Genomic DNA, 26,026 nt, shown 5'->3' with positions numbered 1-26,026 from the left:
CGGGCACGTCCGGGACCACGCCCGTGCTCAACCTCGCGTTGCTCACGCGGGGCGACCCCGGGTGGTCGCGCCCCGCGGCGTCGCGCAGCTCGAGCACCTCGACTCCGGCCTCCCTCGTCGTGCCGGACACCGCGAGGTCGACGGCGACCCAGACGCCGTCGGTCGTCAGGGTTTCGAACCCGTCCTCGAGCACCGCGCCGGTGCGCACGTCGTCGACGCGCACCCGCAACGGACCGGCGGTGACGACGTCGCCCACGTCGCCGCGCGACGTCGTCGCCGTGAGCGTGGGCCACCACGCGTCGACGCGCGACACGGCGGCCCCGACTCCCACGGCGAGGACGAGCAGGACGACGGTCACCACCACGTCCGCCCGACGAGGGCGCACGGCTGCGGCGGGCTCACCAGCCGTCCGGGCAGGCTCGCCCGCGGTCGCGGTCGTCGGTTCCACGGTGGGCTCGGTCACCACGCCTCCTCGTCCTCGGGCGGGTCCACGATCTCCGGCGGGACGTCCCCGGGCGGGGCGTCCACGAGCACCACGGCACCCGTCTCGGCCCAGCGGCGCCCGCCGCCGACCGTCATGTCCCGGTAGCGGAACATCGGGAGGGTGACGGTGAGCGGCTCGGCCGGGGCGGCGGACGTGGCGCCGCCCTCCGGGACCGTCACCGGCCACAGCAGCGCGACGTCCTCCGGCAGGCCTGGCTGGAGCACGGGGTAGACCGAGGCGTCGCGCACGAGCAGCGTCGGGTCCGGGCGGTCCGGCTCCGCGTCGCCCGCCAGCGCCAGGCCGCCCGGCAGCTCGTCCGGGAGCGTCACGGCGGTGCGGTCCAGACGGCGGGGCTCCCGGTCGGTGTCGAGCGCGCCGACGACCACGACGAGCCACGCGTCGGCGCCGGAGTCCTCGAGCGAGGAGACCTGCACGGTGTCCGTGACGGACCACGAGCGCACCGCGAGGTCGAACGGGCCCGTGGGGACCGGCTCGCCCGCGGCGGCGCGGGTCGGCCCCGCGTCGGCGGCGACGTGCTGCGCGAACCCGCCGGCCGCCGTCGTGCCGACGACGAGCCCGAGCACGACCCCCAGCGCGATGCGGCGCGGCCACGTGCCGACGACGGCGCGCAGCACGGGGACGCTGCGGGCGGCCCTCGGCGCGGTCGACGTCACGGCGGGCATCCTACGGGGACCGCCGACCCGGCGTCAGGCCCCGCGGACGAGCAGCGCAGTGACCGGCCCCATGACGATGAGGTACATGAACGCGAAGAACAACGTGTGCAGCAGGACGAACAGCAGCGCGTCCCGCACGGCGCCCCGGGCCCGGAAGTGGCGCACGAGCTTGCGCACGAACTGCACGGGGTGGGCCAGGTCCCAGCTGTTGAAGCGCACGTACCGGCCGAGGTAGATCCCCACCGACACCAGGGCGAGCACGACCAGGACGGCGATCCACGAGACCGGGCGGCGGAACGGCGCGTCGTCGTTCGGGTAGAGCACGAGCGCGAGCAGCGCCTGGGCGAGGAACACGTTGACGAGCGTGTTCATGACGCCCGACATCGCGAGCGTGAGCACGGCGACGATGTCGTACCAGAGCGGGACGTCCTCGCCCTCCTGGCGGTGGCTGTAGTTGAGCTCCGTGACGAGGTACCCCGCGTTCGGCAGGAGCAGGAGCCAGACGCCGAACCCGAGGACCGCGCACGTGAGGATCGCCCACGGCGGCGCCCCGCCCGCGATGAGCACCGCGTCGACGACGACCACCAGCCCCAGGACGATCACGGGCGCGATCGACAGCCCGATGTTGAGCAGCATCGGCCGGTACAGGCGCGTGCGGTACAGCGGGGCGCGCAGCACCACGAGGGCGAGCGCGTACACGTTGAGCAGGGCCACGCCCCCGAAGAGCCAGTCGAGCACGCCCCCACGGTACGGGTGGTTCGCCGCGCGCGGCGCGACGAGCGTCGTTAGCGTGGAGTCGCTCGACGCAACGACCTCCCGTGCCCGGCGACGGGCACCTCCTCCCAGGAGTCGCCATGGCGCAGCAGGACGCGAGCGGGGCCGCCGGCCCCACCCCGACGACGACGTCCCCGTCCACCTCCCCGACCCTCATGCTCGTCCTCGCGACGATCGGGTTCGCGGTGAACTTCTGGGCATGGGCGCTCATCAGCCCGCTGGGCGCGGCGTACGGGCAGCTCTACGACCTCACGGACGTGCAGGTCTCCGTCCTCGTCGCCGTCCCGGTCGTCGTCGGGTCGCTCGGGCGCATCCCCGTGGGCGCGCTCACCGACCGGTACGGCGCACGGGTCATGTTCCCCCTGGTCAGCGCGCTGACGATCCTTCCGGTCCTCTTCGTCGGGCTCGTCGCGGACAGCTTCGTCGCGCTGCTCGTCGGCGGCTTCTTCCTCGGCCTCGGCGGCACGGCCTTCGCCGTCGGCGTCCCGTTCGTCAACGCCTGGTACCCGCCCGCCCGCCGTGGCACCGCCATCGGGATCTTCGGCATGGGCATGGGCGGCACCGCGATCTCCGCGTTCACCACCGTGCGCATCCGCGACGCGTGGGGCGACGCCGCGCCGTTCCTCCTCGTCGCCGCCGTCCTCGCCGTGTTCGCCGTCGTGTCGTGGCTCCTGCTGCGCGTCCCGCCCGGCCGGGCCACCGCGCCCGCGGGGGGCTTCTGGTCCCGCACGTGGGCCACGTTCCGCCTCCCCGCGACCCTCCAGCTCTCGTGGCTCTACGCCGTCGGGTTCGGCGGGTTCGTCGCGTTCTCCGTCTACCTGCCCACGTTCCTCGTCAACGCCTACGACCTCACCGCCTCCGACGCCGCCGCCCGCACCGCCGGGTTCGTCGTGCTCGCCGTCGTCATGCGGCCCGTCGGCGGGGCGCTGTCCGACCGGTTCGGCGGCGTCCCCGTGTCGGTCGCGTGCTTCGCCGTCGTGACGGCGCTCGCGGCGGTGGTCGCGTTCCAGCCGTCCCTCGTGCCCGTCGGCACCATCGCGTTCCTCGGCCTCGCCGCCGCCCTCGGCGCGTCGTCGGGCGCGACGTTCGCGCTCGTCGCCAAGGTCGCGCCGGTCGAGAAGGTCGGCGCCGTCACCGGCCTCGTCGGCGCGGCCGGCGGCCTCGGCGGGTTCATCCCGCCGCTGCTCATGGGCGCCGTCTACCAGCTCGAGGGCACCTACGGCCTCGGCTTCGCGCTCCTCGCCCTCACCGCTCTCCTCACCCTGCTGTTCACCCTCGGCCCCGTCCGCCGCGGCGTCCAGGCCCGCGCCGCCGCCTCGACCTGATCCCCCGAACACGCCCGTCGGTGCCGAAGAAGACCCCGGTCTGCCGAGGTCGAGCCCTGGTCCCGCGAGGTAGAACCCTGGTCAGCCGAGGTAGAACCCTGGTCAGCCGAGGTAGAACCGTGGTCATGCCCGACGGCGCGTGGTCGCCCTGGGTGGGCGGGGTGGGTGGTGGTGCCCGGGCGCCTGCCCGCCGTGTCGGGTGCGCTCGCACGGGCGCCACCACGTTCTACGCCGGCGGACCACGGTTCTACCTCGGCTGACCAAGGTTCTACCTCGCGCGACCACGGTTCTACCTCGCGTAGAGGGCTTTCGCTCGCGAGGTCAGGGGGACGCGGGAGAGGCCTAGCCGCGGGCGACGAGGCGTGGGAGGAGGAACCAGAGGCCGACGAGCAGGACGAGCGCGCAGGCGCTCGACCACAGGGCCGCGGTGCGGTTCACGACGACGTCGACCACGAGCAGCACCGTCCCGGTGACCACGAACGCGAGGACGAGCACGCCGACGCGGGCGATGCGGTCGCTCATCGTGACGAGCGCCGTCTTGCGGTGCTTGCGGAACAGCGCGCGGTGCAGGCTCACGGGCGTGACGAACAGGCCGGTGGACAGCACGGCGAGTGCCACGAGGGTGAGGTAGACGCCGGTCTGGAACGTGTCGAGGTCGCCGAACCGCTGCTGGAACGGCAGCGTGAGCAGGAACCCCGTGAGGATCTGCACGCCCATCTGCATGACGCGCAGCTCCTGGAGCAGCTCTGCCCAGTTGCGGTCCGACCGTTCGTCCGCCGACTCGTCACGTCCGTCGCTGACCTGCGTGGTCATGAGTCCTCCCTCTCGCCGCCGCTGGGATAATCTTCCTTCTGCTGGGGTCAGGAATCGGCTCCGTCCTGATCGATCTCCGGGGACCCCCATCGATGGACGCTGCTCTGCCCTCCGACGCCGCTGAACACGACGACGTCGTCCCGCCGGCTCTCGCCGACCTCCTCGCCGCGCTCGGCCCGGGTGACCCCCAGCCGGTCGGACGCTTCCGCGTGGACGTCGCCACGGACACGTGGTGGTGGTCGGACGAGGTGTACGAGATGCACGGCTTCGCGCCGGGCGAGGTCGTCCCGACGACGGCGCTCGTGCTGTCCCACAAGCACCCCGAGGACCGCGAGCGCGTCGCGAGCGAGCTCGCGCAGGCGGCGCGCACCGGGGAGCCGTTCGGGTCCATGCACCGCATCGTGGACGCGACGGGGCGTACTCGCACGCTCGCCGTGGCCGCGCAGGGCCGCCGTCTCGACGGTGGGGCCCCGTGGGCGGCGGTCGTGGGGTACTTCGTGGACCTGACGACCGCGCACGAGGAGGCGGCGCGCCGCGAGGCGACGGCGTCGATCCGCGCGGCCGACGCCTCGCGCTCGGCGATCGAGCAGGCGAAGGGCGTCCTCATGACGGCGTTCGCGATCGGGCCGGACGACGCGTTCGAGCTGCTGCGCCGTCGGTCGAACGACGCCAACGTGCCCGTGCGAGAGCTCGCGCGCCGGCTGGTCGCAGGTGTCGTCGACGGGTCGGTCACGGGTACCGGGCTGGTCGACGACGCCGCCCGTCGTCGCGTCGACCGGCTCCTCGAGGGCGCGGACGGCGCGGGGGACGAGGAGCCGCAGGCCGCGTTCGACTGACCCCCGGCCGTCGGGCGCGGCGCGGCACGGCGAACGTCGACGCGACCTCCCGCGTCAGTCCGCCCCGACCCCGGGGATGCGCCGCGTCTCCACGACCTGGCGCGCGATGTCGACGAGCTTGATGTTCGCGTCCTGGGACACGCGGCTCAGCACCGCGAACGCGCGCCCGGGCGTGAGCGAGTAGCGCTCCATGACGATGCCCTGCGCCTGCCCGATGAGGGTGCGGGTCTGGACGGCCGACTGGAGCTGCTCCTCGGTCCGCGCGGCCGAGATCGCGGCCGCCGCGACGGCGGCGAACGTCGACGCGAGGTGATGGTCGTCGACCCCGAACGCGTCGGGCGACGTCGAGTACATGTTGAGCGCGCCGTGCGCGTTCTCCGACGTGTAGAGCTGCACGCACAGCATCGACCGGACGCCGAGCTCGCGCGCGACGGCGGGCGCCCACAGCGGCCAGCGCGCGTCGGTCGCGATGTCGCCCGACTCGACGAGCGCGTGGTCGTGCACCGCGTCCAGGCAGGGGCCCTCGCGGAGCTCGTACTGGAGCTCGTCGCCGCGCGCGACGAGCGGGTCGGACACGGCGGGGCTCTCGATGCGCCCCCGCGTGACGAGCGAGATGCCCGCCGACTCGCACCCGTCCACCATCGAGACCGCGAGCTCGACGACGCGGTCGAGCGTCTGCTGGAGGGTCGGCTCGTCGGCGAGGGCCCGCGCGGCGTCGGCCACGAGCCCGGCGACGCTCTGCTCCTCGGTACCGCCCAGGATCTCCGGCACCCCGGCGACGGCCTCCGCCTGCGGCGGGGGGACGGTGGCACCCGGGCCCGCCGGCATGCCGACGGTCCCCTGCTCGACGCTCTGCTCGATGCTTGTCATCTCGGCCTCCTCCGGTTCCCCGGCCCCAGCGTAGATCGCGCTCGCGGCTGCCGGTACCCGGCGAGGCGGACCGCGACACGTGCGCGGCCCGCCTCACCGGTCGTGCCGGAGGCCCCGCCCGGGCTGGTCGCCCGGGCGGGTCGGGGGCGGTGGCCGTCTCGCCCGCACAGGGCGTGGCGGCTGGGTCCCACGGGCACCGTCGCTCTCGCGGCGGACCCGCCCCCGGGCGGGCGCGTACGCCCGCCCTCCGACCCTCCCGGGCGGGTCGCGGCCCTCGGCCGATCCGTCCGCGGCCCGCACGGGGAGGTCTCCTGCGTGTCCTAGAACACGGGCTTGCCTCCCGTCACACCGAGCACGGTGCCGGAGACGTAGCTGGCGTCGGTCGGGGAGGCGAGGAAGACGAACGCCGGGGCGACCTCGCCGGGCTGTCCCGCCCGCCCGAGGGGCGTGTCCTGCCCGAACTTCTCGATCTTCTCCTCGGGCTGGGTCGCCGGCTGGAGCGGCGTCCAGATGGGACCCGGCGCGACGGCGTTGACCCGGATGCCTCGCGGCCCGAGCTCGGCCGCGAGGTTGACCGTGAGGTTGTTGATCGCGGCCTTGGTCGACGCGTAGTCGAGCAGCGACGTCGAGGGCTGGAAGGCCTGGATCGACGAGTTGTTGACGATCGCCGCCCCCTCCCCCAGGTGCTCGAGCGCCGACTGGGTGACCCAGAGCAGCGCGTAGAGGTTCGTCTTGAGGACGCGGTCGATCTCGTCCGTCGTGACGTCCTCGATCGACTCGCGCCGCGCCATCTGGAACCCGGCGTTGTTGACGAGCACGTCGAGCCCGCCGAGCTCCGCGACGGCGCGCCCGGGCAGGGCACGCGCCGTCGCCTCGTCGGTCAGGTCGCCGGGCAGGAGGGCGCACGTGCGGCCCGCCTCGCGGACCCAGCGTGCCGTCTCCTCGGCGTCCTCCTGCTCCTCGGGCAGGTAGCCGATCGCGACGTCGGCGCCCTCCCGCGCGAACGCGATGGCGACGGCGCGCCCGATGCCCGAGTCACCGCCCGTGACGAGCGCGCGGCGTCCCTCGAGCCGCCCGCTGCCGCGGTACGACTCCTCGCCGTGGTCGGGCGCGGGCTCCATGGGCCCGGTCAGGCCGGGCGGCTCCTGCTGCTGGGCCGGGAAGGCCTTCTCGTCCGTCATCTCGTCCCTCCGTCCTGTCGGGGTGCGGTCACGCGGGCGTCAGGAGCGCGCCGGCTCGCGACGTCGCGCGAGCTGCGCGTCGTGCGCGCGCGGCCGGGCGACCGGGCGCACGGCGGCGAACGCCCCCGCGAGCGTCGCCTCGGCCGTCGGGCCCACCCCGCCGGCCTTGCTCAGCGCCCGCATGACCTGCGCGGCGGTCTCCTGCACCGGGACGCCGACCTCGCCGGCGGCCTCGGCGAGGAGCTGGCTCGCCGCGACGTCGTCGACGCCGTGCACGGCCATGAGCACGCCCTTGACCTGCTCGACGGCGGCCTGGCTGACGAACGCACGCGTCACGGCGCGCTGCGACTCGCGCTCGAGCGCTTCCTTGTGGGTCGGGCTCACGTCGACGACGTAGCCCGCGATCTCGACGACGCGTCCCCGCGCGTCCCGGCGCCCCTGCCCCGTCACGACGACGGAGCGGGCCTTGCCGTGCCCGTCGACGATGCGGTGCGCGCACGAGAAGGGCCGGCCGGACCGGATCGCCTCCGTCGCGGCCCGCACCACGCGGGCCCGGTCGTCGGGGTGCTTGCGCGAGCGCAGCGCGTCCAGGCTCGGATCGACGTCCCCCGGCGTCCAGCCGTGCATCGTGTACACCTCGTCCGACCACCACCAGGTCCCGGTGCCCAGCTCGACGCGGTACTGCCCCACGAGGAGGTGCGTGCCCACGGCGAGCACCTCGGCGAGGGCTGCGGGGCGCACGGGCGCGGACTGCTCGGGGCTGGGGGTGGTGGTCACGGAGATCGAGGCCATGGTGTCCTCCCAAAGTTCGGGGGGCTGCGGGCCGCTTCATGACTCCGGTCTCCAACCTAGCCCACCCACCGGCGGACGGCACCCGGGCTCGGCTACGGTGCGGGGCATGACCCGCGAGCCGCGCCGGACGATCGCCCAGCACGCCGACGACGCGCTCGCGCTCGTCCGCCCGACGCCGGCCGTGGACCTCCCGCTGGAGGACGCGGTCGGGGCGGTCCTCGCCGCGGACGTCGTCTCGACGCTCGACGCACCCGCGTTCGACGCGTCCGCGATGGACGGGTACGCGGTGCGGTCGGCCGACGTGGCGGGCGCCACGACGGTCTCGCCCGTCGCGCTGCGCGTGGTCGGCGACGTCGCGGCGGGGGCACCAGGGCTCGACGCCCGCCTCGGCGCGCGCGAGGCGGTCCGGATCATGACGGGGGCCCCCGTGCCGCCCGGTGCCGACCTCGTCGTACCCGTCGAGCGCACGTCCACCCGGCGCTTCACGCCCGGCGCGGCCGGGAGCGGCCCGACGACGGTCGAGATCCTCGACGCGGCGCGCAGCAACGTACGGGCGCGGGGCGAGGACGTGCGCCGGGGAGACGTCGTCGTCGAGGCGGGGTCGGTGCTCACCGCGCGCCACGTCTCGGTCGCCGCGTCCGCAGGGCACGCGACCGTGCGCGTGCACCGGGCGCCGCGCGTGGCCGTGCTCTCCACCGGCAGCGAGCTCGTGGCGCCCGGGACCGCACCGGGCCCGGGCCGGATCCCCGACTCCAACTCGGTCCTGCTCGCCGCGTCGGCACGCACGGCCGGGGCGCACGTGGTGCGGCGGGGCGCGGTCGGCGACACCGCCGCCGCGCTCGCCGAGGCGCTCGACGACCTGCTGGGGTCGTTCGACGACGCCCCGCCGGACCTGCTCGTCAGCACCGGCGGCGTGAGCGCGGGCGCGTTCGACGTCGTGCGCGAGGTCCTCGACCCCGCGACGCGCGCCGGGACGGCGTGGGAGGGCGCGGTCGACGACGCGCGGCTCGTCGCCGTCGGGATGCAGCCCGGCAAGCCGCAGGGGCTCGCGCGGTGGCGCAGCGTCCCCTGGCTCGCGCTGCCCGGCAACCCGGTGAGCGCGTTCGTCTCGTTCGAGCTGTTCGTGCGGCCCGTCGTCGACCGCCTGCGGGGCGTCCCCGGCACGGGTCGCGCGCTCGTGGAGCGCGTCGCTGCGGACGGCTGGTCGTCGCCACCCGGGCGCGAGCAGCTCGTCCTCGTGCGGCACACCGCGCCCGACGGCGGTCAGGTCGTCCCCGCGGGTCGGCACCGCGGCCGCGGGGCGGACCCCGCGGCCGCGCGGGGCTCCGGCTCGCACCGTGTGAGCGCGCTCGCGCACGCCGACGCGCTCGCGGTCGTGGGCGCCGACGTCACGGCCGTCGAGCCGGGCGACGCCGTCCTGGTCCTGCTCCTGGACTGACCGCCGGAGTCACTTCTGCGCGGGCGGCGGGTGACCCTCCGAGGCCTGCACGACGACGATCCCCTGCCCCGAGAGCGCGAGCTGGTACGCCTCGCCGGACCCGCGCCCGATCGCGGCGGCGAGCTTCGCCGTCTTGCGGATCGAGGACTGCAGCGACGTCGACCACAGCACGGCGGCCTGCATGTCGACGTAGGTCGGGACGTCGACGTCGAGCACGACGGGCGTCCCGAACGCCGTCACGGCGAGCGCGCCGGTCCCGGTGAACGTCGTGTTGAACAGCCCGCCGCTGAGCATCGACGCGCCCTCGACACGGTTGATGTCCCAGGTCAGCGAGCTCTCGAACGCGAGCACGTTCGCGCCGTTGACGGTCACGCCCTCGTCCTCCAGGTGCAGCACGAACACCTGGTCCGCCTCCTGGGCGAGGAAGACGTCGCCGCTGCCGGACACCTTCATGAGCGACATGCCCTCGCCCGTGAACGCCTTCTTGAACATCTTGCCGAGGCCGCCACTGCCCTCGTACGCGAAGTCGACGTCGCCCTGGTAGGCGACCATCGAGCCCTGCTTGGCGAAGAAGAACCCGCCCGTGCCGCGGAGATCCACCTTGAGCATGCGGTCGTTCTGGAGCTGGAAGGAGCCGGGCTCGACGGAGCGCTCGGCGTGGTCGAGGAGTGAGCTGCGCATGCACCGATCCTCTCGGCTCGGGCACGGGAGCGCACGCGAGGGTCCTCCGGCCCCTCCGCGCGGCGGGTCGCGCATGCGAGAGTGGCGCCATGAGCTCCACGCACGGCTTCACGCACCTCGACGAGCGCGGGGACGCGCGCATGGTCGACGTCACCGCCAAGCAGCCCACCGTCCGCTCCGCGACGGCGACCGGGGTCGTGCGGTGCTCCCCGGAGATCGTCGCCGCGCTGCGCGACGGGACGGTCCCCAAGGGCGACGTGCTCGCCGTCGCGCGGATCGCGGGCATCGCGGGCGCCAAGCGCACGGCCGAGCTGCTGCCGCTCGCCCACGTCATCGGGGTGCACGGCGCCGTCGTCGACCTCGTCGTGGGCGACCACGGCGTCGACGTCACCGCGACCGTGCGGACCGCCGACCGCACGGGCGTCGAGATGGAGGCGCTCACCGCCGTCGCCGTCGCGGGGCTCGCGGTCGTCGACATGGTCAAGGGGCTCGACAAGTCCGTCGAGCTCACGGACGTCCGCCTCGTCGCCAAGACCGGCGGCAAGTCCGGCGACTGGCACCGCGCGTCGTGACGGGGCCGCGATCCGCCGACACGGCGTTCGCGTTCGACGCCGTCGTGCTGGCCGGGGGTCGGGCGGAGCGGCTGGGGACGCCCAAGCCGGGCGTCGTCGTCGGAGGTCGGCCGCTGCTGGAGCACGCGCTCGTGGCGACCGCCGGCGCGGGGCGGACGGTCGTCGTCGGGCCGGACGAGCTCGCCGACCCCGGGCGCTACACCCTGACGCGCGAGGACCCGCCCTTCGGGGGGCCCGTCGCGGGCATCGCGGCCGGGCTGAGCGCCCTGCCCGGGTCCGACGACGGCGGCGCGGCCTGGGTGCTCGTCCTCGCGTGCGACGTCCCCCGGGCCGCGGAGGCGGTGCCGGCGCTGCTCGCCGCCGTCCGGCACCGGACCGACGAGGTCGGTGCGCTCGCGGTGCGCGGCGGGCGCGAGCAGTGGCTCGTGGGGCTGTACGAGCGGGCGGCGCTCGCCGACGCGCTCGCGGCGCTGCCGACGGTGCACGGCGCGTCGGTGCGCCGCCTGCTCGTCGGGATGCCCGTGCTCCGCGTCCCCGACGGCGACGGCGCCACCGACGACGTGGACACGTGGGAGGATGCCCGCGAGCAGGACCGCCGCCTGGGCGCGGGTGCGGTACCGCCGCCCGACGACACCCCGGACGACAGCAGGAGGCCACGATGACGAACCTCGAGCGCTGGGTCGACGCGCTGGCGAGCGACCTCGACCTCGACCCCCAGGTGGTGGACATCGGCGCCATCCTCGACCTCGCGCGCGACGCCGCGCACGGCATCGAGCGCCCCGCCGCACCGCTCACGACGTTCGTCGCGGGCTACGTCGCCGGGCTGGCCGTGCACGACGGCTCGGGTCGCACCGTGCAGGACGTCCTCGACCGCGCCGCCGAGCTCGCGCTCGCGTGGACGCCGGAGCCCGAGCTGCCTGGCACTGCCGCGCAGGCGGAGACGCAGGACTGAGTGATGGCGACCGTCCGCTACTTCGCCGGCGCGCGCGACGCCGCCGGCACGGAGACCGAGTCCGTCGACGCGGGCACCGTCGGCGAGCTGCACGCCGCGCTCGTCGCGCGCCACGCGGCGCTCGCGGGCGTGCTCCCGCGCTGCTCGCTCCTCGTCGGCGGCGTGCGCGCGTCGAGCGACGACACCCCGGTCGCCCCCGACCAGACGGTCGACGTGCTCCCGCCCTTCGCGGGCGGCTGACCGCCCGGCGTCAGTGGTCACCGCCGTCGAGCTGGGCGAGGACGTGCGGGAGGAGCGGTTCGAGGACGGCCCAGCCGTCGCGCACGCCACCCGTCGACCCGGGCAGGTTCACGACGAGCACCCGGCCCTCCGGGCCTGACGCGATCCCCGCGAGGCCACGCGACAGCACCGCGGCGGGCACGTGGTCCGCGCCGCGCCGTCGCAGCTCCTCGGCGATGCCGGGCACCTCCTGCTCCAGGACCTCGCGCGTCCCCTCCGGCGTGAGGTCGCGCGGCCCGACGCCGGTCCCCCCGGTCGTGAGCACGACGCGTGCTCCCCCGGCCGCGGCCCGGGCGACGGCGTCGCGCACGGAGGCGACGCCGTCCGGCACGAGGTCCGCGACGACGGCCCAGCCCGCAGCCTCGAGCAGCCCCGCGAGCAGCGGGCCCGAGCGGTCCTCGGCCTCGCCGCGCGAGCAACGGTCGGACACGGTGACGACGGCGGCGGTCGCGTCCGCGGGCCGTCCGGTGGGTGCGCTCATGGCGCCACGGTAGCGACCCGAGGAGCGGGCCCCGACCAGGCCCGGGGAGGGGTGCGCTCGGCGCGCGCGATCCGCCCGTTCTGGGCATAGTGGCTGTGGACCGACCCCCGCCGACCCTGCTCGCCCAGGAGGCCCGTATGTCGTACGTGTCCGTGCCGTCAGCGCCGCCGGTGCGCGTGCCCTCGCGGGTGCGGCCGGCGCAGCCCTCCGCGGCGGCAGGCGACGGGAGCGGGGCATGACGACGACGTCCGAGGGGCCGGTCGAGGACGCGCTGCTGCGGCTGGGGAAGCACCTCAAGCGCGGGCAGGTGTCGGACGACCTGCGGCAGGTGTTCCTGACCGGCGGACGCCAGGGCGACGTGTTCTACCGCGACCGCTGGTCCCACGACAAGGTCGTACGCTCCACCCACGGCGTGAACTGCACCGGGTCCTGCTCCTGGAAGGTCTACGTCAAGGACGGCATCATCACCTGGGAGACCCAGCAGACCGACTACCCCTCCGTCGGCCCCGACTCCCCCGAGTACGAACCCCGCGGCTGCCCCCGCGGCGCCGCGTTCTCCTGGTACACCTACTCCCCCACCCGCGTGCGCTACCCCTACGTCCGCGGCGTGCTCCTGGACCTGTACCGGCGCGCGAAGAAGGACGTGGGCGGGGACCCCGTGCTCGCCTGGGCGAAGGTCACGTCCGACCCGGAGTCGGCCCGTGCGTACAAGAGCGCACGCGGCAAGGGCGGCCTCGTGCGCGCCACGTGGGACGAAGCGGCCGAGATCGTCGCCGCCGCGCACGTGCACACCATCAAGACCTACGGCCCCGACCGCGTCGCCGGGTTCTCCCCGATCCCCGCGATGTCGATGGTCTCGCACGGGGTCGGCGCCCGGTTCGTCCAGATGCTCGGCGGCACGATGCTGTCGTTCTACGACTGGTACGCCGACCTCCCGGTCGCCTCCCCCCAGGTCTTCGGCGACCAGACCGACGTCCCCGAGTCCGCGGACTGGTGGAACTCCACCTACTGCATCATGTGGGGCTCCAACGTCCCGGTGACCCGCACCCCGGACGCCCACTTCATGACCGAGGCCCGCTACCGCGGGCAGAAGGTCATCGTCGTGTCGCCCGACTACGCCGACAACACCAAGTTCGCCGACGAGTGGCTCGCCCCCCACCCCGGCACCGACGGCGCCCTCGCCCAGGCCATGGGCCACGTCATCCTCACCGAGCACTACGCGCAGCGCCGCACCCCGCAGTTCGCGGAGTACGCGGCGCGCTTCACCGACCTCCCCAACCTCGTCGTCCTCGACGAGCACGGCGGCGGGGACGGGGACTCCGACGACCGGCCCGGCGCCACGTTCGTCCCCGGCAAGTTCCTCACCGCGGCGGACCTGCCCGACGGCGTCGGGCACCCCGGCGACGACCATGCCGCCTCCTCGAACGCCCGCTTCAAGACCGTCGTCCTCGACGCCGACGGCACGCCGCGCGTCCCGAACGGCAGCCTCGGCCACCGCTACGGCGAGGCCGACGCAGGCCGCTGGAACCTCGACCTCGGCGACATCGACCCGCTGCTCTCCGTCGCCGACCCCCACGGCGTCTTCTGGGGCGCCCCGCAGGCCGCCCCCACCCGCGACACCGTCCCCGAGCGCCCGCCGTCGGCCGACCAGGGTTCTCCCGCAGCAGACCAGGGTCCTCCCGCGCGGTCCCAGGGTTCTCCCTCGGCAGGTCTCACCTACGAGACCGTCGCCGTCGCGCTGCCGCGGTTCGACCTCGACCCGGCGCCGGGCGACGACGCGGGCGCGCACCTGGGCGGCGCAGGCGTCGTCGTGCGCGGCGTCCCCGCCCGGCGGGTCGGCGGGCGGCTCGTGACGACGGTGCTGGACCTGCTGCTCGCGCAGTACGGCGTGAACCGCCCGGAGCTGGGGCTGCCCGGCGAGTGGCCCGCGGGCTACGACGACGACGCGACGCCCGCGACCCCGGCGTGGCAGGAGCGCTTCACGGGGGTGCCCGCCGCAGCAGCCGAGCGCATCGGGCGGGAGTTCGCCCAGAACGCGCTCGACTCGGGCGGCCGCTCGATGATCATCATGGGCGCGGGCACCAACCACTGGTTCCACTCCGACACGATCTACCGCGCGATGCTCGCGCTCACGACGCTCACCGGCTGCCAAGGCGTGAACGGCGGCGGGTGGGCGCACTACGTGGGACAGGAGAAGTGCCGCCCCGTCACCGGCTGGGCGCAGTACGCGGGCGGCCTGGACTGGTCGCGACCGCCGCGGCAGATGATCGGCACCGCGTTCTGGTACCTCGCGACCGACCAGTGGCGCTACGACGGCCTGCCCGCGGACGCGCTCGCGTCGCCGCTCGCGCAGGGGCAGTTCTCCGGCCGCACGACGGCGGACACGCTCGTCGAGTCGGCGCAGCGCGGCTGGATGCCGAGCTTCCCGACGTTCGACCGCAACCCGCTCGACCTCGTGGACGAGGCGCGCGCGGCGGGCAAGGAGCCGGCGCAGCACGTCGTCGACGAGCTCAAGGCCGGGAACCTGCGGTTCGCGTGCGAGGACCCGGACGACCCGGCGAACTTCCCCCGCGTCGTGACGGTCTGGCGAGCGAACATCCTCGGGTCGTCCGGCAAGGGCAACGAGTACTTCCTCAAGCACCTGCTCGGCACGGACGCCGCGGTCAACGCGGCGGAGTCGGCCCCCGTGCGCCGCCCGCGGTCGATGACCTGGCGGGACGAGGCGCCGCAGGGCAAGCTCGACCTGCTGGTCACGCTCGACTTCCGCATGACGTCGACGACGCTGTTCTCCGACGTCGTGCTGCCGGCCGCGACCTGGTACGAGAAGCACGACCTGTCGTCCACGGACATGCACCCGTTCGTGCACTCGTTCAACCCGGCGATCAACCCGCCGTGGCAGACGCGCACGGACTTCGACATCTTCCACACGCTCGCGGGGAAGGTGTCCGAGCTCGCGGTGACGCACCTCGGGGTCCGCGAGGACCTCGTCGCGGCGCCGCTCGCGCACGACACCCCGGACGAGATGGCTGTGCCGCACGGTGCGCTCGCCGACTCGGGGCTCCCGGTGACGGAGCGCGAGCTCGTGCCGGGCGTGACGATGCCGAAGCTCGTGGTCGTCGAACGCGACTACCCGGCGTTCGCGGCGCGCATGGCGTCCCTCGGCCCGCTCACCGAGAAGGCGGGCATGGTCACCAAGGGCGTGCACTTCTCTCCGGCGCCCGAGGTCGCCGACCTCGGACGTCGCAACGGGCTCGTCCAAGACGGTCCGGCGGCGGGGCGCCCGCGCCTGGACCGGGACACGCACGCGTGCGAGATGATCCTCGCGCTCTCGGGGACGACGAACGGGCGGCTCGCGGTCCAGGGGTTCGAGCACGTCGAGCAGCGCACGGGCACCCGGCTCGCGGACCTCGCGCTCGACGAGCAGGGCAAGCGCGTGACGTTCCCGGACGTGCAGTCGCGCCCGACGCCGGTCATCACGTCTCCCGAGTGGTCCGGCTCCGAGCACGGGGGCCGCCGGTACTCGGCGTTCGTCGTCAACGTGGAGCGGCTCAAGCCCTGGCACACCCTGACCGGTCGCCAGCACCTCTACCTCGACCACGACTGGATGATCGAGCTCGGCGAGCACATGCCGATCTTCCGGCCACCGCTGGACATGCACAGCCTGTTCGGCGACTCGCCCGTCGTGGGCGACACGTCCCCGTCCGGCTACCCGGGCTCCGCGGGCCACGCGGAGGTCGCGGTGCGGTACCTGACGCCGCACAACAAGTGGTCGATCCACTCCGAGTACCAGGACAACCTCTTCATGCTCTCGCTGTCCCGCGGCGGGCCGGGCATCTGGATGAGCCCGGCGGACGCCGCCAAGATCGGCGTCGCGGACAACGAGTGGATCGAGGCGTACAACCGCAACGGCGTGGTCGTGGCGCGCGCGATCGTCAGCCACCGGATGCCGGAGGGCACGGTCTACATGTTCCACGCGACCGACCGCACGATCGACGTCCCCCTCGCCGAGACGTCGGGACTGCGCGGCGGCATCCACAACTCGCTCACGCGCATCCTCCTCAAGCCGACGCACCTCGCGGGCGGCTACGCCCAGCTCTCGTACGCGTTCAACTACCTCGGGCCTACGGGGAACCAGCGCGACGAGATGACCGTCATCCGCCGACGCAGCCAGGAGGTGCGGTACTCGTGACGCTCGTGACACTCGTGACCAGGTGCGGAACAGCGCGGGGCCCGGCCGCGAGCAGGGTGTCGTCGGCGCGGGAGGGGGTGGCGTCGTGCGGGTGATGGCGCAGATGTCGATGGTGATGAACCTGGACAAGTGCATCGGGTGTCACACGTGCTCGGTCACGTGCAAGCAGGCCTGGACGAACCGCACCGGGGTCGAGTACGTGTGGTTCAACAACGTCGAGACCCGCCCCGGACTGGGGTACCCCCGCACCTACCAGGACCAGGACCGCTGGCAGGGCGGGTGGGTGCGCACCAAGAAGGGCAAGCTCAAGCTGCGCGCCGGGGGCCGGTTGAAGAAGCTCGCCACGATCTTCTCCAACCCCGTGCTGCCCTCCATCCACGACTACTACGAACCGTGGACCTACGAGTACGACATGCTGCTGTCCGCCCCCCAGGGCCAGCACACCCCCGTCGCGCGCCCCAAGTCGCTGCTCACGGGCAAGGACATCAACATCTCCTGGTCGGCGAACTGGGACGACGACCTCGGCGGCTCCACCGCGACCATGGACCAGGACCCGATCCTGGCGCACATGTCCGAGCACGTCGCGACCGAGCTCGACAAGACGTTCATGTTCTACCTGCCCCGCATCTGCGAGCACTGCCTCAACCCCGCCTGCGTCGCGTCCTGCCCCTCAGGAGCCATGTACAAGCGGGCCGAGGACGGCATCGTGCTCGTCGACCAGGACCAGTGCCGCGGGTGGCGCATGTGCGTCACCGGCTGCCCGTACAAGAAGGTCTACTTCAACCACAAGACCGGCAAGGCCGAGAAGTGCACCCTGTGCTACCCCCGCATCGAGGTCGGCCTGCCCACCGTGTGCTCCGAGACGTGCGTGGGACGCCTGCGCTACCTCGGCCTGGTCCTGTACGACGCCGACAAGGTCACCGAAGCCGCCGCCGTCCAGGACGAGCACGAGCTCCTGGCCTCCCAACGCGCCGTCTTCCTCGACCCGAACGACCCCCAGGTCATCGCCGCAGCACGCCAAGAGGGCATCCCCGAGGACTGGATCACCGCCGCCCAACGCTCCCCGATCTGGGACCTCATCAGCAAGTACGAGGTCGCCCTGCCCCTGCACCCCGAGTACCGCACCCTGCCCATGGTCTGGTACATCCCACCCCTGTCCCCCGTCGTGGACGTCGTGGCCGCCTCCGGCAACGACGGCGAAGACGGGCGCACCCTGTTCGCCGCGATCTCCCAGCTGCGCATCCCGCTCGAATACCTCGCCGGACTGTTCACCGCCGGCGACACCGCCCCCGTCGAGAAGGTCCTGCGCCGCCTGGCCGCCATGCGCTCCTACATGCGCGACATCAACCTCGGCCGGGAGGCCGACGAACGCACCGCGGCCGCGGTCGGGATGACCGGCGCCCAGGTCCAGGAGATGTACCGCCTGCTCGCGATCGCGAAGTACGAGGACCGGTACGTCATCCCCACCGCCCACACCGAGATCGCCCGCGAGCTCGACGAGCTGTCCTGCTCCCTCGACTACGACGGCGGCCCCGGCATGGGCGGTATGGGTCTGACCGGCGGTGGGCCGTTCGGCGAGACGTCGGGGAGCCCGGTGCCCGTCGCGGTCGAGAACTTCCACGTGCTCCAGTCCCGGCAGACGGCGGACTCCCCGTACGGGCCCTCGACACCGGGGCGCGTGAACCTCCTCAACTGGGACGGCAACGGGCGCCCGCCCGGGCTCTTCCCGCCGGGCGAGGGGCCGGAGCCGGGCGTGTCCGGCGCGCCGGGCGGCGTCACGCCCGGGGGCCCCGGCTCGCTGCCCGGGGGTCGGCAGGACGCGCGTCACGACACGATCCCCGGCCCGTCCGCGCCCGGTGGGCCGGTGAGCGGACCGAGCGGACCGGCGGGCGGACCGGCGGGCGGACCGGCGCCCGGCAACGGGCCCGGCGTCGAGCCCGACGGGGGCACCCGATGAGGACGCGATCGCTGCTCCCGACCCCTGCGCTGCGGCCCGGAGCACGACCGCGCGGGCCGCAGCCCGACCGCCTGGCCCCGGTCGCGGCGTCGGGCACCCAGCGCCGCACCACCCACATGGCCGCGTCCGTGCTGCTCGCCTACCCCGACGCGGACGTGCTCGACGCGGCCGTGGCGGTCCGGGCGTCGACGCCGGGGCTGCCCGCACCGGTCCGCGAGCGCCTCGACGCGTTCTGCGACCTGCTGTCGGCGTCCGCCGGCGCGACGGACCTTCGCGAGCTGCAGGCCCGCTACGTCGCGACGTTCGACCTCAAGCGCAAGTGCTCGATGTACCTGTCGTACTACGCCGCGGGCGACACCCGACGGCGCGGGACCGCGCTCGTCGCGTTCGTCGAGGCGTACCGGGCCGCGGGCTGGGAGGTCACCGGCTCGGAGCTGCCGGACTACCTGCCGACCGTGCTCGAGTTCTCGGCCCGTACGGAGGGCGACGACGCGACGATCGCGGCGGGGTTGCTCGCCTCGCACCGCGACGGGATCGAGGTGCTGCGGACCGCGCTCGAGAGCATGGCGAGCCCGTGGACCGGCCTGGTCGAGGCGGTGTGCCTCACGCTGCCTCCGCTCGACGAGCGCACGCAGCAGCGGTACGTCGAGCTCGTGACGGCGGGGCCGCCCGCCGAGCTCGTGGGGATGGAGCCGTTCGCGCTGGAGCCGTACGGCGCCGGGGCCGACCGACCCGGAGGTGCGGTGCGATGAGCGGGGTGAGCACGGGCGAGATCCTGCTGTGGGTCGTGTTCCCGTACGTGACGTTCGCGGTGTTCGTCGTGGGGTCGATCTGGCGGTACCGGTACGACAAGTTCGGCTGGACCACGCGGTCGAGCGAGCTCTACGAGAAGCGGCTGCTGCGGCTCGGCTCGCCGCTGTTCCACTTCGGTCTGCTTTTCGTGATCCTCGGGCACCTCATGGGGCTCGTCATCCCCAAGTCGTGGACGGAGTCGGTGGGCATCAAGGAGGTCGCCTACCACTTCGTCGCCACGTACATGGGGTCGATCGCGGCGGTCGCGCTCGTCGCCGGGCTGCTCATCCTCATCTACCGACGCCGCACCACGGGGCCCGTGTTCCGCGCGACGACGCGCATGGACAAGACCATGTACGTGTTCCTCGCGGCGTCGATCCTGCTCGGGTCGTGGGCGACCGTGCAGACGCAGCTGCTCGCCGGCGGCCACGGGTACGACTACCGGGAGACGATCTCCCCCTGGTTCCGCTCGCTCTGGTACCTGCAGCCGCAGCCCGCGCTCATGGAGGGCGTGCCCGCGGCGTTCCAGCTCCACGTCGTCGCCGCCAACCTGCTGTTCATCCTGTGGCCGTTCACGCGCCTCGTGCACGCGTTCTCCGCGCCCGCGCCGTACCTGTTCCGCCCGTACGTCGTGTACCGCGCACGCGACGCGTCGGTCGCGGCACGGGCTCCGCGACCGGGCTGGGACCCCTCGGAGCGCCCGCGCGGCCGGTGATCGCCGGCGTCGTCGCCGCCCCGGGGAAAGACCAGGTCAGCGACGAGAAAGCACCTCGGGACGCTCCGGATCCGCCGCGCGCCAGCGGGTGAAATAACGGTCGCGGCGACCACGGGACGCCCCGACGGCCCCTCCTTCCAGGGGCGGTCACCCCGACCGTGACCGTCACCCGGAAGAGGTTCGAGCATGTCCACCACCGCCCCGACGACCGCCGGCCGTCCCCGCGCCGTCCGCCCGTCCGCGTCGTCGACCACGCCCCCTGCCCCCCGCCGCGTCGCCGTCCTGACCGAGCGCCTGACCGGACGCGTCGACACGGCCGTCGCCGCCACCGCGCGGTTCCTCACCCGCTGGTCCGTCCCCGCGCTGCGCGTCGCCCTCGGCCTCGTGTTCCTCGGGTTCGGCGTCCTGAAGTTCTTCCCCGGCGCGAGCCCGGCGGAGTCGATCGCGGCACGGACCGTCGAGACGCTCACCCTCGGCCTCGTCGGCGGGACCGCGGCCGTGATCTTCACCGCCGTCCTGGAGACGTTCATCGGGCTGACCCTCCTCACCGGCCGCCTCCTGCGGGCCGGGCTGCTCGCCCTCGCCGTCGCGATGGCCGGGATCCTCTCGCCGATCGTGCTGTTCGCCGGCGAGCTCTTCGGACACGGCATGACCCTCCTGGGCCAGTACGTGCTCAAGGACCTCGTGCTCGTCGCCGGCGCTGCCGTCGTCGCGGCGGTCGCCCTCGGTGCCCGGCTGAAGCTCGACGCATGACACCCAGGCGCTCCCACGCCTTCCCTGACCCGACGCACAGGACCCCGTGACCGGTACCGGTCACGGGGTCCTGTCTGTCGGGGTGCCGACCGCGCCGTCGCGAGACAGAGCGTCCGGTCGCGACGGAGAACGCGGCGAGCTCTCTCACGACCAGAGGTTCTCCCTCGGCGGGCGGCGGCCCGGTCAGGCGAGCGCGAGCGTCAGGTACGCGCTGTTCGGGTCGTCCGTGTAGTCGGCGAACGGCGTGCACGGCACGAACCCGTGGCGCGCGTAGAGCCGACGCGCGGGCGCGAAGTAGTCCTCCGCGCCGGTCTCCAGGCTCACGCGGTCGAGGCCGCGGTCGCGCGCGACGTCGAGCAGGTGCGCGAGGACCGTGGCGGCGACGCCCCGGCCCCGCGCGGCCGCCGTCGTGCGCATGGACTTGAGCTCACCCAGCGTCGCGTCGTGCTGCTTGAGCGCGCCGCACCCCAGGAGTCCGCCGTCCGCCGCGCGCGCGGTCACGAAGGTGATGTCGGGCGCGCGCAGCCGCTCGACGTCGAGCGCGTGCACGCTCTCGGGCGGCGACGTCGCGTACATGTCGTCCAGGTGCTCCTGCAGCAGCGCCAGCACGTCCTCGGCCGCCGGGTCCTCGACGGCGACGCGCACGTCCGCCCGGGTCGTCGTCTCGCTCACGCACCGAGCGTGCCACACCGCCTGACGCGTCGTGCGCAAGGCCCGGAGGCGAGCGCGGCACCCACATCGAGCGATGCGTCCGTGGGCGAGGTCAGGAGTCGAGCGACGCGAGCGCCTCGTCGACGGCCGTCCAGAGCTGGCGGCGGACGTCGAGGTCCTCCGTCTCGGTGTCCGGGTCGCCCCAGGGCTGGTCCAGCCAGGGCGGCGTCGCGACGAAGTGGCTCGCTCCGTCACCCCGGATCGCGACGGTCGTCCCGGCGTCACGGTCCGCGAGACTGCTCTCCGCGCGCCGCAGGAACGCGCACGAGTCCCACAGCTCGTCCTCGGTGCCGCACGCGAGCACGACCGGACCGTCGATCCCCTCGAGCGGGATCCGGGCCTCTGGGCTCGCCGCGGTCTGCGCGTGCACGTCCGAGGAGCACGGGAGGGGCTCCCCGTCCAGCGTCCAGGCAGAGCGCGAGAAGTCCGGGTACCCGCACATCACGGCGTCGGCGCCGACCGGGGCGATCGCACCGTGCACGAGCTCCGGCCGGTTCGCCGCGAGCCACAGCGCCATCTCTCCGCCGCGCGAGACGCCGAACGCGAGGACGGCGTCGCCGTCCACGCCCGGCTGCTCCCGGAGCCAGGCGAGGGCGTCGAGGAACGTCTCGGCCGGCACCTCCTCGAGCGACGACGGCTGGTCCACACCCTTGAAGTAGCCGACCCCGAGCGCCGGGTACCCGAGGCCGGCGATCGCCTCGGCGACCATCCGCCCGGTGTCCGACCCGCCCTCCGATCCGCCGAACGCGAGGACGGCGGGCCGTGGGTCGTCGGCGGAGAGCCCGTCCGGGACCGCGTAGACCCCGGGGAAACCCTCCGGCGCGGTCTCCCTGGTCGTGACCTCGGACGTCGGCGTCGGCCCGTCGGTGGGCGTGCCCGACATCGGGGCGGTGGTCGGGTCGTCGGGCGCCGCGCCCGCGGTGCACGCGGCAAGCGTGAGGACGACGACGGCGGCCGCGAGGACGGCGAGCGCCCCACGCCGATCCGTGGGGATGGCGGCGGGACGGACGCGTCGTCGGAGGGCCATGCGTCACCCTAGCGAGCGGTGCGGTGAGACGTCGGTGCGCGACCGGTCGCCGACTGCGTCATGTGTCGCGGCCCCGCGGCGTGACACTCCGCAGATGCGGGTCTATCGTCTCAATCATGCCGCACTTTCGGATCCGCGAGGCCGCGAGCCTGCTCGGGGTCAGCGACGACACCGTCCGCCGCTGGGTCGACGCCGGGGAGCTCGCCGCGAGCGCCGACGACGCAGGGCGCAAGGTCGTGGACGGCGCGGAGCTCGCGCGCTTCGCCGTCGCGCAGTCGCACCCGACGCCCGACCCGTCCGGCGTCGCGCGCTCGGCGCGGAACCGGTTCGTCGGGATCGTCACGGAGGTCGTGAGCGACACCGTCATGTCCCAGGTCGAGATGCTCTGCGGGGGCCAGCGCGTGGTCTCGCTCATGAGCACCGAGGCCGTGCGGGAGCTGCGCCTCGAGCCCGGCAGCCTGGCCGTCGCGGTCGTCAAGGCGACGACCGTCATCGTCGAGACCCCCGGGGGAACCGCGTGAGAGCGTCCGCTCGCACCCGATCGTCCGTGCGCCCGATGCCGGGGCGCGGCCTCGCGGCTCGGCGCGGTCTCGTCGCCGTGGGCACGGCGGCCCTCGTCGCCGGTCTCGCCGCGTGCGGCGCGGGCACCGGGGAAGACGCCTCACCGTCAGGCGACGCCGCGAGCGCGCCGGCCGAGGAGCGCACGCTCACGGTCCTCGCCGCGGCGTCGCTGCGCGACGTGTTCACGGACCTCGCGGCCGACTTCGAGGCCGAGCACGACGGCGTGACCGTGGCGCTGTCGTTCGCCGGGTCGTCCGACCTGGCCGACCAGATCCTCGCCGGGGCGCCGGCCGACGTCTTCGCGTCCGCGGACGAACGCACCATGACCCGGGTCGTCGAGGCGGGCGACGCGTCCGACCCCGTCGCGTTCGCGACGAACTCCCTGACGATCGTCACCCCGCCCGGCAACCCCGCGGGCGTCGAGACGTTCGCCGACCTCGCGCGCGACGACGTCAAGGTCGTGGTGTGCGCTCCCGAGGTCCCGTGCGGCGGCGCGACGGACACGGTCGCCGAGGCCGCGGGCGTCGCCCTCCACCGCGTGAGCGAGGAGGCCAGCGTCACCGACGTGCTCGCCAAGGTGACGGCGGGCGAGGCCGACGCCGGTCTCGTGTACGTCACGGACGCGACCCTCGCGGGCGACGGAGTCGACGTGGTCGACGTGCCCGAGACCGACGCCGCGCTCAACGTCTACCCGATCGCGCTCGTCGCGGCGGCCGAGAAGGCCGGCCCGGAGCAGGTCGAGCTCGCGCACGCGTGGGTCGACCTCGTGACCGGCGACGCCAGCCGGGCCGCGCTCGCCGCCACGGGCTTCGGCGCCCCGGACGCGTCCGCGCCGTGACGCCCCGGACACCCGGCCGGCCCTGATGCGCGGTCTCCCCCGCTGGGTCCTCGTCCCGGCGCTGCTCGGCGCGTTGTTCGTCGTCGTCCCCGTGGCGGCGATGGTCGCGCGCGTCGAGCTCACGCCGGGAGCGGACGGGACCGGCGGCTTCTGGGCACTCGTGACGTCCCCGGCCGCGCTCGACGCGCTCGGTCTGTCCCTGCGCACCGCTCTCGTCGCGACGCTGTGCTGCGTGCTGATCGGCACGCCCATGGCGCTCGTCCTCGCGCGCACGACCTTCCCCGGGCAGCGCGTCGCGCGCGCCCTGGTGCTGCTGCCGCTCGTGCTCCCGCCGGTGGTCGGGGGCATCGCGCTGCTCCACACGTTCGGGCGGCGCGGGCTGATCGGCCAGCACCTCGAGGTGCTGGGGATCGAGATCGCGTTCACCACGACGGCAGTCGTGCTGGCGCAGACGTTCGTCGCGCTGCCGTTCCTCGTCCTGAGCCTCGAGGGCGCGCTGCGCACGCAGGACACGCGCCTCGAGGACGTCGCCGCGACGCTCGGCGCCGGGCCGACGACGGTGCTGCGCCGCGTGACACTCCCCCGCGTCCTGCCGGGGTTGCTGTCGGGCGCGGTGCTCGCGTTCGCGCGGGCGCTCGGCGAGTTCGGCGCGACCATCACCTTCGCGGGCGCGCTCCAGGGCGTCACGCAGACCCTGCCGCTCGAGATCTACCTCCAGCGCAGCGCCGACCCGGACGCCGCCGTCGCGCTGTCGTTCGTGCTCGTCGTCGTCGCGGTGCTCATCACCGCCGCCGTCCACGGCCCGCGCGTGCTCGGCGGCCCGGGCGCGCGCACGGCCCGCCCGCGGCGAGACGCCCGGGGCACCCCCGCGGCGGGGCCCGTGCCCGACGACGGACCGGTCGTCCGGGAGGACGTCTCGCCGCGGGACGGCGAGAGCCGGGCGACGGCGGCCCGTGCGGACCCCGCGCCTCGCACGGCCGCGGCCCCCGCCGCGGTCGCCGTGCGCGCCGTCGTGCCGCAACGCGGGCTCGACGTCGACCTCGCGCTCGCGCCGGGCGAGGTCGTCGCGGTGCTCGGCGAGAACGGCGCGGGCAAGTCGACGCTCGTGCAGGTCGTCGCGGGCCTCCTCCCGTCCGGCGACGCGCCCGACGCCCGCGTCACGATCGGGGACGACGACGTCACGCGCGCCGCGCCGCGCCGCCGCCGGCTCGCGTGGCTGAGCCAGCGGCCGCTGCTGCTCGAGAACCTCTCGGTCGAGGACAACGTCGCGTTCGGCCTCCGCGCGCGAGGCGTGCCGCGCTCCCGCGCCCGGCGCGACGCCCGGGCCGCCCTCGCGCGGGTCGGTGCCGCCGACCTCGCGACCCGCCGTGCGACCGACCTCTCGGGCGGCCAGGCGCAGCGCGCCGCGATCGCGCGCGCGCTCGTCACCGACCCGCGTGTGCTCCTGCTCGACGAGCCGCTCGCCTCGCTCGACGTCGGCGTCGCGCAGCACGTGCGGTCGGTGCTGCACCACGCGCAGCGCGAGCACCCCCGCACCACGCTCCTCGTGACCCACGACCTGCTCGACGTGCTGCTGCTCGCGGACCGCGTCGTCGTGCTGGACGCGGGTCGCGTCGTCGAGGACGGCCCCGTGGACCGGGTGCTCACGCGGCCCCGGTCCCGGTTCGCGGCCCGCCTCGCAGGCGTCAACCTGCTCGCGGGGACCGTCGTGCACGTCGCCGCGCCGGAGCCCGTCACGGCGGGGAGCCGCGGGACGGAGCCGGGCAAGGCGGGTAGCGGCGGGGTGGACGCGGCCCTCGTCATGACGGGGCCGGACCCGGACGAGGAGGTCGCCGCACACGAGGCGACCCTCGCCGTCGACGGCACGGAGGTCCGGGTGCACGGGACGGCGGGCGAGCCGCTCGTCACCGGGGACGGGGCCGTGGCGGTGTTCGAGCCGCGCGCGGTCGCCGTGCACCGGGCGACGCCGGAGGGCAGCCCTCGCAACGCCTACCGGGTCGTCGTGACGAGCGTCGAGCCGCACGGGCCGCTGCTGCGCGTCTGGGGTCGAGTGGTGAGCGAGGACCCTGGCGAGCGGCCCGCGCGGGCCGGGGCCGCCGTCGGGCACGACGACACCCCGCTCCTCGCCGCGGACCTCACCCCACGCGCGGTCGCCGAGCTCCGGCTGGCCCCCGGCGAGCGGGTCTGGTTCGTCGTCAAGGCCGCCGAGGTCCGCGTCCACCCCCGTTGACCCACCCGCCGAGGTAGAACCGTGGGGGGGGGGGGCGGGCTCGTGGGGGGGCGGGGCGGGGTTACACCGGAGCGGCAGCCGACCCCCAGGCGGGATAGAAA

The 26,026-nt window shown here is 74.6% G+C and carries 26 protein-coding genes; 15 read left to right on the top strand and 11 right to left on the bottom strand.

What is annotated here, in order from left to right; all coding sequences use genetic code 11:
- The 3 genes from ACFWH7_RS03210 to ACFWH7_RS03200 form a co-directional block, all read right to left on the bottom strand.
- A partial coding sequence (locus ACFWH7_RS03210) for a hypothetical protein (RefSeq protein ID WP_378214985.1) occupies nucleotides 1-463 on the bottom strand: 463 nt, incomplete at its 3' end.
- The gene (locus tag ACFWH7_RS03205) at nucleotides 460-1,158 is read right to left on the bottom strand and encodes a hypothetical protein (protein ID WP_378214984.1); all 699 of its coding nucleotides are present in this window, start codon (nucleotides 1,156-1,158) and stop codon (nucleotides 460-462) included. The genes ACFWH7_RS03210 and ACFWH7_RS03205, both read right to left, overlap by 4 nt.
- Nucleotides 1,159-1,191: 33 nt before the next feature.
- Nucleotides 1,192-1,896: a DUF1361 domain-containing protein gene (locus tag ACFWH7_RS03200; RefSeq protein WP_378214983.1), complete on the bottom strand. Its 705-nt coding sequence runs from the start codon at nucleotides 1,894-1,896 to the stop codon at nucleotides 1,192-1,194.
- A 116-nt stretch (nucleotides 1,897-2,012) separates the two neighbouring features.
- On the opposite strand from ACFWH7_RS03200, the gene ACFWH7_RS03195 reads away from it, so the two are divergent.
- Nucleotides 2,013-3,257: an MFS transporter gene (locus tag ACFWH7_RS03195; RefSeq protein WP_378214982.1), complete on the top strand. Its 1,245-nt coding sequence runs from the start codon at nucleotides 2,013-2,015 to the stop codon at nucleotides 3,255-3,257.
- A 342-nt stretch (nucleotides 3,258-3,599) separates the two neighbouring features.
- Here ACFWH7_RS03195 and ACFWH7_RS03190 read toward each other — a convergent pair whose 3' ends face one another.
- A complete protein-coding gene (locus tag ACFWH7_RS03190; RefSeq protein ID WP_378214981.1) occupies nucleotides 3,600-4,070 on the bottom strand; it encodes a DUF6328 family protein in 471 nt (156 codons plus the stop codon).
- Nucleotides 4,071-4,162: 92 nt separating this feature from the next.
- Between ACFWH7_RS03190 and ACFWH7_RS03185 the strand changes: the two genes are divergently transcribed.
- On the top strand, nucleotides 4,163-4,906 hold the full coding sequence (locus tag ACFWH7_RS03185; RefSeq protein WP_378214980.1) for a PAS and ANTAR domain-containing protein: 744 nt from the start codon (nucleotides 4,163-4,165) through the stop codon (nucleotides 4,904-4,906).
- Nucleotides 4,907-4,960: 54 nt separating this feature from the next.
- On the opposite strand, the gene ACFWH7_RS03180 is transcribed toward ACFWH7_RS03185, so the two are convergent.
- From ACFWH7_RS03180 to ACFWH7_RS03170, 3 genes are all read right to left on the bottom strand, one after another.
- Nucleotides 4,961-5,776 (bottom strand): GAF and ANTAR domain-containing protein, encoded by an 816-nt coding sequence (locus ACFWH7_RS03180; RefSeq protein WP_378214979.1) that lies wholly within the window; start codon nucleotides 5,774-5,776, stop codon nucleotides 4,961-4,963.
- Between the two features lie 320 nt (nucleotides 5,777-6,096).
- Nucleotides 6,097-6,957 carry an SDR family oxidoreductase gene (locus tag ACFWH7_RS03175; protein ID WP_378214978.1) on the bottom strand — a complete coding sequence of 287 codons (861 nt, stop codon included), beginning with the start codon at nucleotides 6,955-6,957 and terminating at the stop codon, nucleotides 6,097-6,099.
- A 39-nt stretch (nucleotides 6,958-6,996) separates the two neighbouring features.
- Entirely contained in the window at nucleotides 6,997-7,749 is a 753-nt protein-coding gene (locus ACFWH7_RS03170; RefSeq protein WP_378214977.1) for a PAS and ANTAR domain-containing protein, read from the bottom strand.
- Between the two features lie 106 nt (nucleotides 7,750-7,855).
- Between ACFWH7_RS03170 and ACFWH7_RS03165 the strand changes: the two genes are divergently transcribed.
- Entirely contained in the window at nucleotides 7,856-9,187 is a 1,332-nt protein-coding gene (locus tag ACFWH7_RS03165) for a molybdopterin molybdotransferase MoeA (protein ID WP_378214976.1), read from the top strand.
- A 9-nt stretch (nucleotides 9,188-9,196) separates the two neighbouring features.
- Here ACFWH7_RS03165 and ACFWH7_RS03160 read toward each other — a convergent pair whose 3' ends face one another.
- Entirely contained in the window at nucleotides 9,197-9,868 is a 672-nt protein-coding gene (locus ACFWH7_RS03160; RefSeq protein WP_047233668.1) for an AIM24 family protein, read from the bottom strand.
- Between the two features lie 89 nt (nucleotides 9,869-9,957).
- Between ACFWH7_RS03160 and moaC the strand changes: the two genes are divergently transcribed.
- The 4 genes from moaC to ACFWH7_RS03140 are packed head-to-tail and all read left to right on the top strand — an operon-like array spanning nucleotide 9,958 to nucleotide 11,632.
- The gene (gene moaC / locus ACFWH7_RS03155) at nucleotides 9,958-10,440 is read left to right on the top strand and encodes a cyclic pyranopterin monophosphate synthase MoaC (protein ID WP_378214975.1); all 483 of its coding nucleotides are present in this window, start codon (nucleotides 9,958-9,960) and stop codon (nucleotides 10,438-10,440) included.
- Nucleotides 10,437-11,102 carry a molybdenum cofactor guanylyltransferase gene (gene mobA, locus ACFWH7_RS03150; protein WP_378214974.1) on the top strand — a complete coding sequence of 222 codons (666 nt, stop codon included), beginning with the start codon at nucleotides 10,437-10,439 and terminating at the stop codon, nucleotides 11,100-11,102. The genes moaC and mobA overlap by 4 nt, the downstream gene beginning before the upstream one ends.
- Nucleotides 11,099-11,392, top strand: a complete 294-nt coding sequence (locus ACFWH7_RS03145; protein ID WP_378214973.1) for a DUF6457 domain-containing protein — start codon at nucleotides 11,099-11,101, stop codon at nucleotides 11,390-11,392. Before mobA ends, ACFWH7_RS03145 begins: the two co-directional genes overlap by 4 nt.
- 3 nt (nucleotides 11,393-11,395) lie before the next feature.
- Nucleotides 11,396-11,632: a MoaD/ThiS family protein gene (locus ACFWH7_RS03140; RefSeq protein ID WP_378214972.1), complete on the top strand. Its 237-nt coding sequence runs from the start codon at nucleotides 11,396-11,398 to the stop codon at nucleotides 11,630-11,632.
- Nucleotides 11,633-11,642: 10 nt separating this feature from the next.
- Here ACFWH7_RS03140 and ACFWH7_RS03135 read toward each other — a convergent pair whose 3' ends face one another.
- Nucleotides 11,643-12,152: a MogA/MoaB family molybdenum cofactor biosynthesis protein gene (locus ACFWH7_RS03135; protein WP_378214971.1), complete on the bottom strand. Its 510-nt coding sequence runs from the start codon at nucleotides 12,150-12,152 to the stop codon at nucleotides 11,643-11,645.
- Nucleotides 12,153-12,387: 235 nt separating this feature from the next.
- Between ACFWH7_RS03135 and ACFWH7_RS03130 the strand changes: the two genes are divergently transcribed.
- The 5 genes from ACFWH7_RS03130 (at nucleotide 12,388) to ACFWH7_RS03110 (ending at nucleotide 20,558) form a co-directional block, all read left to right on the top strand.
- Nucleotides 12,388-16,341, top strand: coding sequence for a nitrate reductase subunit alpha (locus tag ACFWH7_RS03130; protein ID WP_378214970.1), 3,954 nt, complete (start codon nucleotides 12,388-12,390; stop codon nucleotides 16,339-16,341).
- Between the two features lie 85 nt (nucleotides 16,342-16,426).
- Complete coding sequence (narH, locus tag ACFWH7_RS03125) at nucleotides 16,427-18,298, top strand: nitrate reductase subunit beta (RefSeq protein WP_378214969.1); 1,872 nt, start codon at nucleotides 16,427-16,429, stop codon at nucleotides 18,296-18,298.
- Nucleotides 18,295-19,050 (top strand): nitrate reductase molybdenum cofactor assembly chaperone, encoded by a 756-nt coding sequence (gene narJ, locus ACFWH7_RS03120; RefSeq protein WP_378214968.1) that lies wholly within the window; start codon nucleotides 18,295-18,297, stop codon nucleotides 19,048-19,050. The genes narH and narJ overlap by 4 nt, the downstream gene beginning before the upstream one ends.
- Complete coding sequence (gene narI, locus ACFWH7_RS03115; protein ID WP_378214966.1) at nucleotides 19,047-19,805, top strand: respiratory nitrate reductase subunit gamma; 759 nt, start codon at nucleotides 19,047-19,049, stop codon at nucleotides 19,803-19,805. Before narJ ends, narI begins: the two co-directional genes overlap by 4 nt.
- Nucleotides 19,806-19,991: 186 nt before the next feature.
- Entirely contained in the window at nucleotides 19,992-20,558 is a 567-nt protein-coding gene (locus ACFWH7_RS03110) for a DoxX family membrane protein (RefSeq protein ID WP_378214965.1), read from the top strand.
- A 183-nt stretch (nucleotides 20,559-20,741) separates the two neighbouring features.
- On the opposite strand, the gene ACFWH7_RS03105 is transcribed toward ACFWH7_RS03110, so the two are convergent.
- Both ACFWH7_RS03105 and ACFWH7_RS03100 read right to left on the bottom strand, forming a co-directional pair.
- Nucleotides 20,742-21,230 (bottom strand): GNAT family N-acetyltransferase, encoded by a 489-nt coding sequence (locus ACFWH7_RS03105; RefSeq protein WP_378214964.1) that lies wholly within the window; start codon nucleotides 21,228-21,230, stop codon nucleotides 20,742-20,744.
- Nucleotides 21,231-21,321: 91 nt separating this feature from the next.
- Nucleotides 21,322-22,296, bottom strand: coding sequence for an alpha/beta hydrolase family protein (locus ACFWH7_RS03100; RefSeq protein ID WP_378214963.1), 975 nt, complete (start codon nucleotides 22,294-22,296; stop codon nucleotides 21,322-21,324).
- Between the two features lie 116 nt (nucleotides 22,297-22,412).
- On the opposite strand from ACFWH7_RS03100, the gene ACFWH7_RS03095 reads away from it, so the two are divergent.
- The 3 genes from ACFWH7_RS03095 to ACFWH7_RS03085 are packed head-to-tail and all read left to right on the top strand — an operon-like array spanning nucleotide 22,413 to nucleotide 25,925.
- A complete protein-coding gene (locus ACFWH7_RS03095; protein WP_378214962.1) occupies nucleotides 22,413-22,817 on the top strand; it encodes a TOBE domain-containing protein in 405 nt (134 codons plus the stop codon).
- A gap of 35 nt (nucleotides 22,818-22,852) precedes the next feature.
- A complete protein-coding gene (modA, locus tag ACFWH7_RS03090; protein ID WP_378215026.1) occupies nucleotides 22,853-23,695 on the top strand; it encodes a molybdate ABC transporter substrate-binding protein in 843 nt (280 codons plus the stop codon).
- Nucleotides 23,696-23,720: 25 nt separating this feature from the next.
- Nucleotides 23,721-25,925 carry an ABC transporter permease gene (locus ACFWH7_RS03085; RefSeq protein ID WP_378214961.1) on the top strand — a complete coding sequence of 735 codons (2,205 nt, stop codon included), beginning with the start codon at nucleotides 23,721-23,723 and terminating at the stop codon, nucleotides 25,923-25,925.
- The last annotated feature ends 101 nt before the right edge of the window (nucleotides 25,926-26,026 follow it).

The sequence above is a fragment of the Cellulosimicrobium cellulans genome, from assembly GCF_042723955.1.
GTDB classification, from domain to species: domain Bacteria; phylum Actinomycetota; class Actinomycetes; order Actinomycetales; family Cellulomonadaceae; genus Cellulosimicrobium; species Cellulosimicrobium cellulans_H.
This window is presented reverse-complemented; position numbering and strand designations above follow the sequence as displayed.

Coding starts and splice junctions, on each gene's coding strand:
- ACFWH7_RS03195 (WP_378214982.1), top strand. CDS start 2,013: ATGGCGCAGCAGGACGCGAGCGGGGCCGCCGGCCCCACCCCGACGACG.
- ACFWH7_RS03190 (WP_378214981.1), bottom strand. CDS start 4,070: ATGACCACGCAGGTCAGCGACGGACGTGACGAGTCGGCGGACGAACGG.
- ACFWH7_RS03185 (WP_378214980.1), top strand. CDS start 4,163: ATGGACGCTGCTCTGCCCTCCGACGCCGCTGAACACGACGACGTCGTC.
- ACFWH7_RS03180 (WP_378214979.1), bottom strand. CDS start 5,776: ATGACAAGCATCGAGCAGAGCGTCGAGCAGGGGACCGTCGGCATGCCG.
- ACFWH7_RS03175 (WP_378214978.1), bottom strand. CDS start 6,957: ATGACGGACGAGAAGGCCTTCCCGGCCCAGCAGCAGGAGCCGCCCGGC.
- ACFWH7_RS03170 (WP_378214977.1), bottom strand. CDS start 7,749: ATGGCCTCGATCTCCGTGACCACCACCCCCAGCCCCGAGCAGTCCGCG.
- ACFWH7_RS03165 (WP_378214976.1), top strand. CDS start 7,856: ATGACCCGCGAGCCGCGCCGGACGATCGCCCAGCACGCCGACGACGCG.
- ACFWH7_RS03160 (WP_047233668.1), bottom strand. CDS start 9,868: ATGCGCAGCTCACTCCTCGACCACGCCGAGCGCTCCGTCGAGCCCGGC.
- moaC (WP_378214975.1), top strand. CDS start 9,958: ATGAGCTCCACGCACGGCTTCACGCACCTCGACGAGCGCGGGGACGCG.
- ACFWH7_RS03145 (WP_378214973.1), top strand. CDS start 11,099: ATGACGAACCTCGAGCGCTGGGTCGACGCGCTGGCGAGCGACCTCGAC.
- ACFWH7_RS03140 (WP_378214972.1), top strand. CDS start 11,396: ATGGCGACCGTCCGCTACTTCGCCGGCGCGCGCGACGCCGCCGGCACG.
- ACFWH7_RS03135 (WP_378214971.1), bottom strand. CDS start 12,152: ATGAGCGCACCCACCGGACGGCCCGCGGACGCGACCGCCGCCGTCGTC.
- ACFWH7_RS03130 (WP_378214970.1), top strand. CDS start 12,388: ATGACGACGACGTCCGAGGGGCCGGTCGAGGACGCGCTGCTGCGGCTG.
- narJ (WP_378214968.1), top strand. CDS start 18,295: ATGAGGACGCGATCGCTGCTCCCGACCCCTGCGCTGCGGCCCGGAGCA.
- narI (WP_378214966.1), top strand. CDS start 19,047: ATGAGCGGGGTGAGCACGGGCGAGATCCTGCTGTGGGTCGTGTTCCCG.
- ACFWH7_RS03110 (WP_378214965.1), top strand. CDS start 19,992: ATGTCCACCACCGCCCCGACGACCGCCGGCCGTCCCCGCGCCGTCCGC.
- ACFWH7_RS03100 (WP_378214963.1), bottom strand. CDS start 22,296: ATGGCCCTCCGACGACGCGTCCGTCCCGCCGCCATCCCCACGGATCGG.
- ACFWH7_RS03095 (WP_378214962.1), top strand. CDS start 22,413: ATGCCGCACTTTCGGATCCGCGAGGCCGCGAGCCTGCTCGGGGTCAGC.
- modA (WP_378215026.1), top strand. CDS start 22,853: ATGCCGGGGCGCGGCCTCGCGGCTCGGCGCGGTCTCGTCGCCGTGGGC.
- ACFWH7_RS03085 (WP_378214961.1), top strand. CDS start 23,721: ATGCGCGGTCTCCCCCGCTGGGTCCTCGTCCCGGCGCTGCTCGGCGCG.